Below are 13,412 nucleotides of genomic sequence, written 5' to 3' on the forward strand. Positions count from 1 at the left end.
AAAGACTATGAATATGCTTACATTCGATAAAACAGAAATCCAAAAACAATCAAAGCCATTTATCGCTGAAGCTGTCTTTGCCGTGGAGACAATCAGTGCAAACCAGCAAAATGAGAAGCAAGTTAAAGCAAAGCAACTGCTTGACCGTCTATTTCCTCTTGAGCATGGCTCTCACCAAGATGTAACGAGCTATGTAGTTGATTACCGTCATATCATGGCCTACTTCAAAGACGGACAACACAGCGGCCTAAAACACCCTAAGCACTTTGTAGCCTACATGGGGGAGAAGAGCGACCCTGATTCAATCTTGTTCCGTGATGGAAGCGGAAGCCACTTAGAAGTGATGTTTGGTTGTCACAAAGGCACTGGCTGCATTGAGCTGGTAGAGATTGATGATATTCAACTGGAATCGTGCACGACATTCGGTCAAGCTCCAACTGAAGCAACGAATACGACTTTACACCAAGAAACTATTGCTGCGATGCGCCACTGGATCAGCCTAGTTAAAGGCGATGAAAAGGGTAAGCCAAAGGCGTGCAGTGAAGATAAAGAATTTAGAGCAAAAAGTGGCGAAGATTACTGCCTTAACTACTGTTTCCAAATTTAAAGCCGAGCCTTCAGCGCTCTGAATCAAGGGCACAATAAACTAAAAGCCCCAAAGGTAATGCCTTTGGGGCTTTCTAATTTCAATAAAGGCGAAACACGCGTAATTCGCTTAAATAGCCTGGACCAATGATGATCCTTATAGAGGCATAACTCGATTACGGCCAAGTGTTTTGGCTTCGTAAAGCAGCCTATCGGCGCGTTCGATCAGCGATTGAGGGGATTCCCCAGGTTCAAGCTCGGCCACACCAAAAGAGGCGGTAATATTACCGACTTGTTCACCACTGCGACGATCTTTAATCGACAGCTTTTCTAACGAACGACGGTTAGTATCAGCAAGTTGACGTGCGATACGCACGGATTTATTTGGCACAATAAGTGCGAACTCTTCACCGCCAAATCGATATGCTGAAATACCCTCACGACAACTTAGCTTAAGCTTGCGAGCAATACCTTTTAGAACCATATCACCAAACAAGTGACCGTAGGTGTCGTTGAAGTTCTTAAAGTGGTCGATGTCGAGCAAAATCAAACATAGAGACTGGTTAGCTTCGCAAAGTGTCTCTAAATCTCGGTCGAAAGAGCGACGGTTATACAGTGTGGTGGTGCTGTCAAAAAGCGCGTCTTTTTGAACTTCAACAAGCTGGCTCTTCAGCTTAGAGATTTCAGAAGTGGCCGAGTTCAGTTGAGAATTTAAGAATTGGGTCGAGTGGCGAATGTTTCGAGACTCTGAAACAAGCTGACGTACCAGTGACATCACTTCGTCGATAGATAGGCTTTCACTTTCAACGCGAGACAGGTCTTCAAAACTTTTGTCGATCATATCCGAGAAAGCCGAAGTATCCGTTAGCGTATCATTCATAGAGTTTGATACTTCAGATACCAATAGCTCCAAGTTAGCGCGCAGATCATTGATATTGGTTTCAGATTTGCTGGCAACGTAGTTGTTGTAAAGTTGCTCACCGACTGCTGGGGGGCAGATACCATAATGCTCCAGTACCCCATCCATATCTTTAGTCAGTTGCGGGATCGCATTATCGACATAGGTGTACCAAAGTGCGTAATTTGCAGGTGTGGTGGACACCCTGTTCTTCATCATAAGAGGCACCGCTTTTTTTAGATTAGCGGTGGATTTCTGGAATTCGTCTTTGTTCATTATTTTTACTGCAGATATCAAACCAACTAAAGCCACTAGTGGACAAGGTTAGCGGATTTCGAAGTGCTTTGCTTTAAAAATTATATAATTAATGGATGAGGGTTTGATAAATCACTCATTTTTATTATGAATATCGATTGCGTACTTATAATGCCCATCTAATGGATTGTTCTTTAAACATATTTCTGGTTATTCACTTTGTCGCCAAAGTCGATATTGGTGTGAGAACTAGGTGAAAAGATGAACGCTCAGGATGAGTTATGACTTCTAGAAAGTGGTGAATGAAATTGTGAGCTGAAGCGGTGTTGCTTACACTGGAACTGTTTGAACGGGAACATTGAGTCTATGAGATGCTGTTATGTAAAGTAACTTTGAATCTTAATCTAGTGGGTATTGAATGATGTGACGATTGTTGGAGTCGGGACGGGCTAGGGTGTAATGCGTGTAATAGAGAAAGCGCTTGATGGCAGAAGGGGGAGGAAAATATTTTTTTGACAGATAGAAAAAAGCGCCGATAAAAATCAGCGCTTTAAAATTCTTTTTAGCTAAATGCTAATTATTGAGCAACAACGTTTGCTGCTTGTAGGCCTTTTTGACCGTTTTCAACTTCGAAAGAAACCTTTTGGCCTTCTTTCAGAGTTTTGAAGCCTTCAGAAACGATAGCACGGAAGTGTACGAATACGTCAGCGCCGCCGTTGTCTTGAGAAATGAAGCCGAAACCTTTCTCTTCGTTAAACCATTTTACAGTGCCAGTATTTGTGTTAGACATAATTTGTCCCTTATTCATAAATTTTCTAAATTGTTGATTGCATTCAATGCAATGCGCTGATAATTGAATTATTTAATATTGCTAAGAAATAAGGAAAAACTACTTACAAAAACGGGTAACGATTTTACATGTCAATTTTTTACTATTCATCTAACTTAAATAACTCCGGCTAACAGAGCGAGTGCATGTTAACACAGTCTTTCGAGATGTACACACATTGATTGCGAAATCAGTGTTTTTTTTGTCATACCGTGCGAATTAACAAGAAACACACTGAATTAGTGATAGTTTTGTCTCTTCGCCAACATAACAAAAGGAAGCATCTCAGCTTCCTTTTATTCGATAGTAATTATAGACGATATTAGCGTTTAAAGCTTACATCTTCCGTCTTATCTAGATTAATTTTTGTTTTCGCCGGCTGAGTCTCCGCGATCACTTTACCGTGACGAACTGAGTACTGCACAGGAACTTGGCGGCGCACTGCATCAAAGCCATTCTCTGCAGGAAGAATCAGTAGGCTACCAGGCTTACCTTCTTCGATACCATAGTTGTTTTGAATGTTCAGCGTGCGAGCCGAGTTTTTGCTAATTAAATCAAGCGAGTTGTTGATTTGGTCATAGCCCATTACTTGAGTCACATGTAGCCCCATATGGAGTACTTGAAGCATGTTTGCAGTACCTAGTGGGTACCATGGGTCGAACACATCATCGTGACCAAAACAGACGTTGATGTTCGCTGCTAGCATCTCTTTAACGCGAGTCACGCCACGACGTTTAGGGTAGTCATCGAAGCGGCCTTGTAAGTGAATGTTCACTAACGGGTTTGCAACGAAGTTGATGCCAGACATTTTCAATAGGCGGAATAGGCGAGATGCGTAAGCACCATTATAAGAGCCCATCGCTGTCGTATGGCTTGCTGTTACCTTTTCGCCCATTTCGAACTTATGAGCTAGGGCTGCCAGTGTCTCAACAAAACGAGATTGTTCGTCGTCGATTTCGTCACAGTGAACGTCGATGAGACAGTCGTATTTACGTGCAAGTTCAAATACATAGTGCAGCGATTCAACACCGTATTCACGAGTGAATTCGAAGTGAGGGATAGCACCGATAACGTCAGCACCGATCTTCACAGCTTCTTCAAGAAGTTCTTTGCCGTTAGGGTATGAAAGAATGCCTTCTTGAGGGAATGCAACGATCTGGATGTCGACCCACTCTTTCATCTCTTCACGAACTTCAACCATTGCTTTTAGCGCAACCAGCGTAGGGTCAGACACATCCACGTGAGTTCGAACGTGTTGAACACCGTTAGCAATTTGCCATTTCAATGTTTGCTTAGCACGAGATTTAACGTCTTCAATCGACAGCAGCTCTTTACGCTCAGCCCAACGCTCAATGCCTTCAAACAAAGTGCCAGAGATGTTCCAGTTTGGCTCACCAGCAGTTTGAGTCGTATCAAGGTGAATGTGCGGTTCACAGAAAGGAGAAACCGCAATACCGCCTTCTGCATCAAGGATATCGCCTTGATGATTGATTTGCGCGTCATTATCGAGAATGCGAGAAAATTGACCATTTTCAATCAGAATCTGTTTCAAGCCTTCTTGGTCTTGAAGTTTCGCGTTCTTGATTAATAAGGTTGTCATAGTGTGTCCTTAAGCGGCCTGAGATTTCAGAGCTTTTTTATTCAATAGAGGGTTTAGCACTAGGTAACTGATTGCACCACCTAACACGGCGTTCAAAGGAACAACGCCAGGGAGGAAGTGACCTGCTGCTACGCCTGTTGCAACCGCGATAATGCCAGCCCAGTTAACGGTTTGGAACTCCGCATTTGCAAAATCTTTGTAACGTTTACGGTTCGCGAAGAAGTCGGCGATGATAACGCCACCAATTGGTGGAATCGCTAGCGAAAGGAAGGTTAACCAGCCAACAAAGTTGTTGTATAACCACAGCGCGAAAATTGTACCGATAATGCCGTTAATGATAGACATTGTAGTACTTGAACGGCCTGTGATGTTAGAGAAACCTAGGCCTGATGCGTAAAGCGCGTTTTCGTTGGTCGTCCAGATATTTAAACCTAGTACGATAATCGCAGGCAGTAGTAGACCTTGAGCGATCATCACATCTGAAATGTCCGCTTGACCTGTTGCTGCTGCACCAGCCGCACCGAAGATGAACATCAGCGAGTTACCGATGAAAAACGCGACCATGGTAATCAGTACTGCGCTCGCTGGTTTCTTACCGAAGCGCACGAAGTCAGCCGTTAATGTACCTGCACTAACAAATGAACCGACAACCATAGCTAAGGCCATTGAGAAGTCCATTGGTGTTTCTGGCTTGATAAGTTGTAGCTGCTCTAAACCACCAACACTGTCTACGGCTGTCAGTACTGAGTAACCACCCAGAATCGCGATAGCAGGAACGGCGATCGCTGACAGCACCATGAGCGCTTTAATTCCGAAGTACACAGTACCTGTCATTAGTAAACCAGATACGATGATCAAGGTGTTGGTATCAATGCCTGTCGCTTTTTGTACTGGAATCGCGAACATCGCCACACCTACGCCAAACCAACCGACTTGTGTGCCACCAAGTAGAGCAGAAGGAAGCCATGAGCCTTTAGTACCGAAAGAGAAACGAGCAAGGAGGTGAGTAGAGAGGCCAGTAGATGAGCCGATGTAGCCAAGAAAAGAAGTGTAAATACCGAGAATTAGGTTACCGATGAGAACGGCGAGGAAGAAATCGTTGAATGAAAGGCCTGTCCCGAGTGAACCACCTGTCCACATACTTGCAGAGAAGAAAGTGAGTCCAAGCATTACCATGGTGAGTGAAGCAACTCCTTTCCTAGCCGATGTTGGAACCGGCCCTAGACTGTAGTTATTATCAGCAGCCATTTTTTAACCTCCGCAAATGATCAAAATTAAAATTAACGGTCGCCGTATTGCAGGCAAACGTGCGCATTATGGTGATATAAATCACATAGTCAATGCTAATTTTGTCAATAGAGCTGACTTAAAATCAGTTTTCTTATCAATTTCTATATAAAACATGCGGTTATTTTTATGATTTATTTCGTAGAAATTAAAAGAAAACGTTTTCTACAGCATGTTGGGTATCTACTAGCGATGGTTGGCTATGAATGTTGATTGTTATGCGACTGAATGGGTGTCTGTATCGAGAGGGGGATTGGTTAGCCAAACGACAGGTAAAAAAATAGCCAACCGCAATAATCGCGATTGGCTTATATATTTTGTGAACAAGTATAGGTTCACTAACAACGTCAGTTGGCTAGGTGACCCTCGGCTTAAGAAGGGTCATTGGATACATTGCAGTTAGTGTGCCAACTCTAATAACCTTGATTATCGTCTGTTTGATAGCAATTTGGTGCGTATTTAAGCGTTTTTTTTGCGTTTTGATATTTTACACTTGCGTAATGCAATTGCATTTTGCGAATTGGTGTTTGTTTGACGACAAATAGTAGGGGAGTTCAAGGTGTTGGCTCTTCTTTCCGGTTTAAACGTATCAGTTTGTATTCAAGAAACGAAAAGCCCGATTAATCAATGATCACTCGGGCTTGGTATTTCTAATTCATGAAGGTGGCTAGATAGAGTAGAAGAAGTACAGTTGAGACTTCATTCTGATGATGATGCCACGAATAACATCGAGGAAGGCCATAAAGCTAATTGGCTTCTCACCACTAACCCAAGCAAGCCCTACTGAGCCGACAGGGATGTCGTAACCTTCTGTTTCATCAATCTTCAAACGAACGAAGTGGTGCTTGTTCTGAAGGTTTCGACCTGTGGTTACCCGAACCTGTTCATCGATACCTAATAAGCTGGCTTGTGCCTCACCCGTTGCTTCTACAATTCCTTCTACTGTCGCAGAGAAGATTTTCCCTGGGTATACCGCTGTTGCGAACTCTGCAGGCTGACCCACTTTGATGTTGCGAATCGCTTGGTGGTTGACTCGCATTAACACGTATTTCTCTTCGGTATACATTTGGATACGAGGCATCATCGAAACACGTTGCCCTTCACGAAGAATAAAGTTGGTCACAAAGCCATCTGATGGCGCCGTTACTTTGGTGCTATTCAAGTCCCACTGTGCCTGTGCCAATGTGGCTTTTGCAGAGTCGACCTCGGTTTGCTTCTTACTTACATTGGTTTCGGCTTTGTGGATGTTTAACTTGGCGTTCTCCGCATCCACCTCTTTCTTACTCAACTGAGACTCAAGTGTAGTGACGTTGTGGGTCGCTAAGTCCACTTTTGCGGTTTGTTGGTCGATATCAGACTCAGTGATGGTGTGTTCAACCACACTGTTTTGCTTTTGATAGCGATCAAGCGTCTTAGATTGCAAAACAAGGTCGGTCTTTGCTGACTCAATCTGCGCAATAGAGGCTTTGATGTCTTGAAGCGCAGACTGATAGCTGACTTTTGCGATACTGACTTCTTGACGAGCGGTATCTAGAGCTACCTCTGCTGACTCTAACTGAACCTGTGCCTTGTCTCGAGCGATAACATATTTGGTGTCATCTATCTCATAGATCAATTGTCCTTCAGCTACGTCTTGGTTTGGGTGAATATGTACCTTTGTGGTTTTCCCAGACACATTGGTTGAATCTGGACGCAATTGAATGTGTGGCGATTGAACTACAGAGCCCCCAGACAAATCCATTGGCGTGAAGTTAATCAGTCCGACCCATACAAACATCAGCCATGATGTACCTCCAAGGTAAGCAAACGCTTTTGTGCCTTTGTTCCAAGGCATACCAATCAGTCTCAACAAATAGATGAACAGCGCCCAAATTGCTAAACCTTCTAACATGTTTGGTTCTCCTCATCTTTAGTTTTAGTCGTCGTTGAATCTTTTGGTGTTGGTGGTGCTTTCCATGTATCTCTGAGGTTGATGATGGCTTTCTCCATATCAACGAATGCTAAGATCACGGCGAGTACCCATACCCAGTGCCATAAAAATCCAATCCATGTGAGTGCAGTGATCAAACCGAGTTGTTGATGCTCTTTACTGTGAGCTTTATTGATTGGTAATTCATGAACACGCCAGAACCCGTAACATGCGGCGGCAATGGTTGCGACCAATACAACCCCCGCAACTACGTGTAGCGCTGTATCAGCGCCAGTTCCGACAAATGGGACACTTACTAAACTCATTGATAAACCCTAAGCTAAATTGAGCGCTGAGTGTGATAGATATCCGATTTATAGGTTGCAAATTTACCAATTACTTCAATAATGACAGGTAAATGATTTGATCTGTAATTGCATTTCAGGGGTTTATCACGAATGAACAATTGTAACTTCTTAAGAGCATTAGGAATTTTAGGTATTTATCAGTATGCGGCGGCTAACCGCGACATAGATATGGATTCTTTAGGTATTCCCAAGTCAGTCTTCGCTAACGCTTTGAACCTGATTCCTGTCAATGAAGTGGATAAATGGTACGGCTTACTCGAGCAGCAAACGAACGATCCCGACATTATTTTGAAGCTTGCCGATAGGGTGGATATTGAGAGATTAGGGCCACTTGCTAACTGGTTCTTCTCCGGACATGACTTAGCTTCAACTATTCGTAGAGTCAATATTGGACTGCACTGTTTACAGTCGGGGGCTTTTCTCTATGGAACCCAGGCGGGGAGCTTAATTAAGTGGTGTTACGATAATCCTGAGTATTCTGAAGTTGGTAAGGTTCATGACTCAGTGCGTATCGCAATTTTCATGATGAAGATTATTAGGCGATATTTAGGGCCTGATTTCAAACCAGCGTTCGTTTCTATCGCAGGGTATCGTGAAAACGTTGACCTTTATGAAAAGTACTTCGGCTGCAATATTCAATGGGGCCAACCACGCACCGAGGTTTGGATTCCAAGTAAGTCGAGACTATCGATTAATCAGTCACCGAGTGTTGGGAAAATGGGTTTGGCGATGAATTTTCATGATCTAGACAATTACCTCAATATGCCAGATGCCGGTGATGAACATAAAGTGACGTATGAGATGATCAACTATAGCCGCCACTTTGGGTTGCCGACCTTGTACAAGGTATCGAGTTTACTGGGGTTATCTGAGCAACAGTTTCAACGGCGCTTGCATAAATTGGGTGTCAACTTTTCTACCATTATGGGTTATGCATTAAGCAATGTTGCAGTGGAGTTGTTGAGTTATAAATTGTCCATTGAAGAGGTTGCGAAACGCTTAGGCTATACCAATGTCGCGAGCTTTAATCGAATGTTTAAGAAACATCGAGGTTTAACACCGAAGCAATACATAGAAAGGTTCAGGAGCGATTTATAATGGCATTACTATGCGACATTGGTTTTTTGTAATCTGCTAGACAAATAAACCATTAGCCAGGTGCTGAGAACGAAAGGTGCCGTTAACGGTAAGAGTTCTAGTCGATGAAAAATAAGGGTGATTAGGCAACTGCAGAGTATACCCGCGATAACCAACTGCCATGTAACTCTTGTTGGATAGAGAACGAGTGCCAATGTCGCTAAAATGGCGTTGTAGCCATACAGCCCTTGAGAAATCAGTGTGTCATCAGCACCAATCATGTCGCTAAACAGAGTGCTGATGACTGCAGCCAACACGATCCAAACTGCGTATTTGACGCGGTGGAGCGCGATAGCAATTAAAATAATCAGCCCTGTCCATTCGTTGTTGATAAAGCTGACTTGGCTGATCCCTTTAAGTATGGTCAGAATAAAAGTGGGCAGCAGAGTTCCAAAATCGACATCAATATTCATCAGCGGTATCCGATTAGAATCTGATGGAGAAAAGACCGAAAGGTCCAAGCTCGATTGAAGTGCATAAATCAGCCAAGCAATAAGGATAAACGCGCTGGTATAACCTCGATATTTATCAAATCTGAATACGATATTAGCGATAGGTACGGTGAGTAGTGCACCGAATATTGTTACTACCACGAATAGTGGCGTCACACCAAAAAAGTTTCCGATGAACAGAGCAATCAGCGCTCCGTTTAGCGCATACATTCCACTGTTTATGTGATGATTTGGTTTGCTGTTGGTATGACTAAAGGTATGGACACCACGAGCCAATGTGTAGCTGGAACTCGCACCAAGCAAGGTGAGTAAAGCCAGCGGAAGTGACTCCATTGAGATCGCAAACAATAGTAGAACCGACGTCACGAGAGAAGGGGTGAAATAGACTTGCCCAATGCCATTGAGCAAGCCCTGATGTTGTTGAAAGTCCTTATTCGTCTGCATCGTCTGGCTACGTTATTTACTGATGTTAAAATTTTGATAAACCAGATTGTATACAACTATCCTTTGCTGACCACCCTATCGTGCTAATTCTGATACCAACGTTCACCATAAGCTTGTTGGTAGTCAGGCTTTTCAATGAGTCCCTCTTGCTCGGGTACCGTTTCTAGTGGCCCCACAACGGTTCGATAGGGAAGTACCCCAGCCCATACAGGGATATCCATATCAGCCAGATCGTCATTCACACCATGCTTACCAATTTTCACCGATGCTTCAGTTAATGGTATCGCCAATAACTCAGTCGCAGTGAGCTCTTTTTCATTGCTCAGCCTAACCTCTTCGGTTCTACCAGGGGCTATCTGCTCAATGAAGATATTCAGCAAGCGATCCTTTTCTTGATTGTCGTCGATGACTGAAAATGAACCCAGTACAACCGCTGAACGGTAGTGTGCGCTGTGATGAAAGGCTGATCGAGCCAACACCCAGCCATCAAATAGCGTGAATGTTAAACAGGTTGGTTCACCCTTTTTAAGCCCTCTAAGCAAGCGACTGTTTTTTGCACCATGAATGTAGACCATGTCATCGACTCGCCATGCCAACATTGGTATCACCATCGGCCCTTGTTCGCCTTGCAAAGCAATATGTGCGATTAAGCTTTCATCAATGATTTGATGCAGTTTCTCTTGTTCAAATACCGCTTTATGAGCCCCTTTCTTAATCGTGGTTCTTTTCGTGTTAGATAACATAATCGCTCCTTAATCATTGCCTTTTGATTAATGTAGCGATTAACTGGTCTGTTAAATAGAGCCACTTTTAAACACTATTTGGATCCAGTTATGCAGCCTATCGATGTCGGTGACCTACAACTTAGTGAGCAACATGACACGCGTCAAACCGCTTTATTCCATGCGATCAGAGAAAAGATCGTTCAAGATTTATGGAGTAAAGGCAGCAAGTTACCTTCAACGCGCAAGTTGGCTGTTGAGTTATCGGTGAGCCGAAATACGGTGATCTACGCGTATGAGCAGTTAGTCACGGAGGGCTATATAGAAAGTCGTAAGGGATCTGGCTTTTATGTGTCGGTCGAACAGCCCGAACATTTCTTGAACTCGTCTCAACCTAACCTTGTTCAAAAGACGAGTCAGGTGGCTGCGCAGGTTTCGGTAGCACCTAGAACCATAGGGACAACGCATGATATCAATAGTGGCTTTGCCCCCGGAGTGCCTGATCTCAACGCTTTCCCTTTTGCGAAATGGCAAAGGCTACTGCAGCGACATTCAACGCGTCAAAACATTGCAGGCAACCAAGACGTCCAAGGGAGTGTGGCTTTACGAGATGCGCTCAGTGGCTATCTCGCGAGCAGTCGTTCAGTTCGCTGTCACGCTGATCGAATTATTATCACGGCGGGGGCGCAACAAGCGATTTCCATTGGTTTGATGGCGACGTTGATGATGGGGGATGAACTATTGATGGAAGAACCTGGGTATCGACAAGTCCATAAAATCGTTGATCTGTTAAAGCTCAAATTAGACGGTGTGGCGGTGCGAGAAAAGGTTGGGCTTGATATCGATAAAGTCCTCTCCAGTAAAGCCAAGGCTTTGTATGTCACCCCAAGTAATCAATACCCGATGGGGACTACGCTTAATACTGAGCAACGCCTTAAGCTGATTGATTGGGCGAACCAAAACCAATCTTGGATCATAGAGGATGACTATGACAGCGAGTTTCAGTTCGCTCACCGTCCATATACCAGTATGCAAGGGCTAGCGGGCAAGCTTGGCTTGGATGATCGTATTATCTATGTCGGCTCACTAAGTAAGGTGATGTTCAATGGCCTTCGCTTGGGTTATTTGGTGGTTCCAGAACACTTGGTTGCTAAGTGTCTCGAGATTAAAGGTGCGCTCAGTGGAGATACCGCAAGCCACACCCAAGAAGCACTGGCTGATTTTGTTCGTGAAGGTGATTTATTACGACATATCAGGAAGATGCGTCGTTCGTACAAACTCAAGTACGAAGCGATGATCGATGCTATTGAAAGTGAGTTTAACGGCGATCTTGAGGTGATAAGTCAAGCGGCGGGACTGCATGTGACCGTCAAATGGAGTGGTGGCATTTCTGAACATGAATGGAGCCAAAGAGCTGAACTCGACAATATTATTGTTCGACCATTTTCTTTTTACGAATATGGCTCTAGCGTTGAGCGTGATTGGAGTGGAGCGTTATTGGGTTTTGGGAATATTCGTTTGGCAGAAATAAAGCCGAAGATCAAAGCGATCGCTCGGCTTTTTTATCAATAAAGGTGTCGATAGTACTTATAACTTATCGATAGAAACGGTGGCTTTACCGAACCACCTTTGCCAAGGGAGTGACAATGTCACAAAAATCGTCACAGCATAGAGCATTGACCAACTTAGGCAGATAAACACGACAGTGCAGATAACCAATGAAAGCATCGCTGTGTATCTAGAAGCACCATTCAGAAGTCGGCAAGCGGCTAGCATTGCAAGTAGATAAACCAGAACAAAAATACCGTTAGCGAGCTTTAGAAAGAACTCAAGATCTAGAGTGGAAAGCTCGCCAATCACACATGAAATCAGTGCGATAACGCCGATTGCTAATGTTGGGTAGAGTGGCACTCCGCGGCTATTGAGCTGGGCCATTTTACCATCAGGTCGATGTTGACGAGCCTGAGCCCAGATCATTCGTGACAAGCTTTGTGTGTATAGATTCAGACTAGCGAAACAGGCAAAGAAACCAAGCACACTGATAACAGCTTTAAATCCATTCCCAAACAGTTGTTCAGTTACCCATGGGATTGATGCGGCGTCAAATTCCGCAGAGCCATACGCGCCTAGCTTTAGGATTACCACTGAACAAGCCCAATACACTAAGCCAGCAACGAAGCAACCCACTACGATAGCAATAGGGAAATCTCTTTGAGGGTTCTTGAATTCCTCCCCCATATGAGCAAAAGCTTCGATTCCGACAAAACACCAAAACATCACTGCCAGTGCGGCGCCAATAGACCACATGGAGTCAGAGGATAGGCTAGGTACCGCTATATCGGTTACAGTGATCTCAGCCTTCCAAACGAAAGCACTAACTAAGGCAAAGATTGACAGGGCAATCACGGTTTGTAGGCGGCCGGAAGATTTACTGCCCATAAGATTGACCGCAATCAGTAGCGCTACGGTAAAGAACTGAGCTCCGAGTGGTGTGTCGAGCGGTGCTGGCAATAACTGTTGGGCAAAGCCGCCAGCCAATGCGATAGCCGCTGGAATACCCACTGGTACTACACTTACAAACAACCAAGCGACACTCGTTTCCAATCTTTCACTAAACGCTTGGCGAACAAAATAGGCGGTGCCTCCCGCGTTCGGGTAGCGTTTACCCAGCGCGGCGAAAGTAAGAGCAATAGGGCAAATGGCGATAAACAGGATTAACCAGGCTAACAGTGATAACTGACCAGCAATACTTGCCGCGATAGCGGGAATCATAAATAGTCCAGTACCAAGCAAGGTCGTTGAAAGTTGTCCGATGCCGGACATTAGCGTGATTTCTTGTTTTAGCTGGGTCATTCGCTCTCCTAGCTTGTGACGATTTTGATCTGGGAATGAAAAAGAGTGTGAATGAAAGCATACATTGTCGTCA

The 13,412-nt window shown here is 44.2% G+C and carries 12 protein-coding genes; 3 read left to right on the forward strand and 9 right to left on the reverse strand.

The window, feature by feature from the left end; genetic code table 11:
* Positions 1–7: 7 nt before the first annotated feature.
* Positions 8–607, forward strand: a complete 600-nt coding sequence (locus OH460_RS13725) for a hypothetical protein (protein WP_128163693.1) — start codon at positions 8–10, stop codon at positions 605–607.
* Between the two features lie 135 nt (positions 608–742).
* On the opposite strand, the gene OH460_RS13730 is transcribed toward OH460_RS13725, so the two are convergent.
* The 6 genes from OH460_RS13730 to OH460_RS13755 all read right to left on the reverse strand — a co-directional run bounded on the left by OH460_RS13730 (position 743) and on the right by OH460_RS13755 (position 7,689).
* Positions 743–1,759 (reverse strand): GGDEF domain-containing protein, encoded by a 1,017-nt coding sequence (locus OH460_RS13730; RefSeq protein ID WP_269997888.1) that lies wholly within the window; start codon positions 1,757–1,759, stop codon positions 743–745.
* Between the two features lie 556 nt (positions 1,760–2,315).
* Positions 2,316–2,528, reverse strand: coding sequence for a transcription antiterminator/RNA stability regulator CspE (gene cspE, locus OH460_RS13735; protein ID WP_004740083.1), 213 nt, complete (start codon positions 2,526–2,528; stop codon positions 2,316–2,318).
* Between the two features lie 361 nt (positions 2,529–2,889).
* Positions 2,890–4,167 carry a cytosine deaminase gene (locus OH460_RS13740; RefSeq protein ID WP_008217300.1) on the reverse strand — a complete coding sequence of 426 codons (1,278 nt, stop codon included), beginning with the start codon at positions 4,165–4,167 and terminating at the stop codon, positions 2,890–2,892.
* Positions 4,168–4,176: 9 nt separating this feature from the next.
* Entirely contained in the window at positions 4,177–5,415 is a 1,239-nt protein-coding gene (gene codB / locus OH460_RS13745) for a cytosine permease (protein ID WP_269997891.1), read from the reverse strand.
* Between the two features lie 706 nt (positions 5,416–6,121).
* On the reverse strand, positions 6,122–7,345 hold the full coding sequence (locus tag OH460_RS13750; protein ID WP_239931464.1) for an HlyD family secretion protein: 1,224 nt from the start codon (positions 7,343–7,345) through the stop codon (positions 6,122–6,124).
* Positions 7,339–7,689, reverse strand: coding sequence for an MFS transporter (locus OH460_RS13755; RefSeq protein WP_061031265.1), 351 nt, complete (start codon positions 7,687–7,689; stop codon positions 7,339–7,341). The genes OH460_RS13750 and OH460_RS13755 overlap by 7 nt, the downstream gene beginning before the upstream one ends.
* Before the next feature lie 132 nt (positions 7,690–7,821).
* On the opposite strand from OH460_RS13755, the gene OH460_RS13760 reads away from it, so the two are divergent.
* Positions 7,822–8,829, forward strand: coding sequence for an AraC family transcriptional regulator (locus OH460_RS13760; RefSeq protein WP_171731336.1), 1,008 nt, complete (start codon positions 7,822–7,824; stop codon positions 8,827–8,829).
* An 8-nt stretch (positions 8,830–8,837) separates the two neighbouring features.
* On the opposite strand, the gene OH460_RS13765 is transcribed toward OH460_RS13760, so the two are convergent.
* Together OH460_RS13765 and OH460_RS13770 are read right to left on the reverse strand one after the other, a co-directional pair.
* A complete protein-coding gene (locus tag OH460_RS13765) occupies positions 8,838–9,764 on the reverse strand; it encodes an urea transporter (protein ID WP_269997895.1) in 927 nt (308 codons plus the stop codon).
* 83 nt (positions 9,765–9,847) lie between these two features.
* A complete protein-coding gene (locus OH460_RS13770) occupies positions 9,848–10,507 on the reverse strand; it encodes a pyridoxamine 5'-phosphate oxidase family protein (protein WP_061031262.1) in 660 nt (219 codons plus the stop codon).
* Between the two features lie 90 nt (positions 10,508–10,597).
* Between OH460_RS13770 and pdxR the strand changes: the two genes are divergently transcribed.
* On the forward strand, positions 10,598–12,058 hold the full coding sequence (gene pdxR / locus OH460_RS13775; protein WP_269997898.1) for a MocR-like pyridoxine biosynthesis transcription factor PdxR: 1,461 nt from the start codon (positions 10,598–10,600) through the stop codon (positions 12,056–12,058).
* Between the two features lie 15 nt (positions 12,059–12,073).
* On the opposite strand, the gene yjeH is transcribed toward pdxR, so the two are convergent.
* The gene (gene yjeH, locus OH460_RS13780; RefSeq protein WP_269997900.1) at positions 12,074–13,339 is read right to left on the reverse strand and encodes an L-methionine/branched-chain amino acid transporter; all 1,266 of its coding nucleotides are present in this window, start codon (positions 13,337–13,339) and stop codon (positions 12,074–12,076) included.
* Positions 13,340–13,412 lie beyond the last annotated feature (73 nt).

It is taken from the genome of Vibrio sp. Makdt (assembly GCF_027587015.1).
GTDB classification, from domain to species: domain Bacteria; phylum Pseudomonadota; class Gammaproteobacteria; order Enterobacterales; family Vibrionaceae; genus Vibrio; species Vibrio chagasii_B.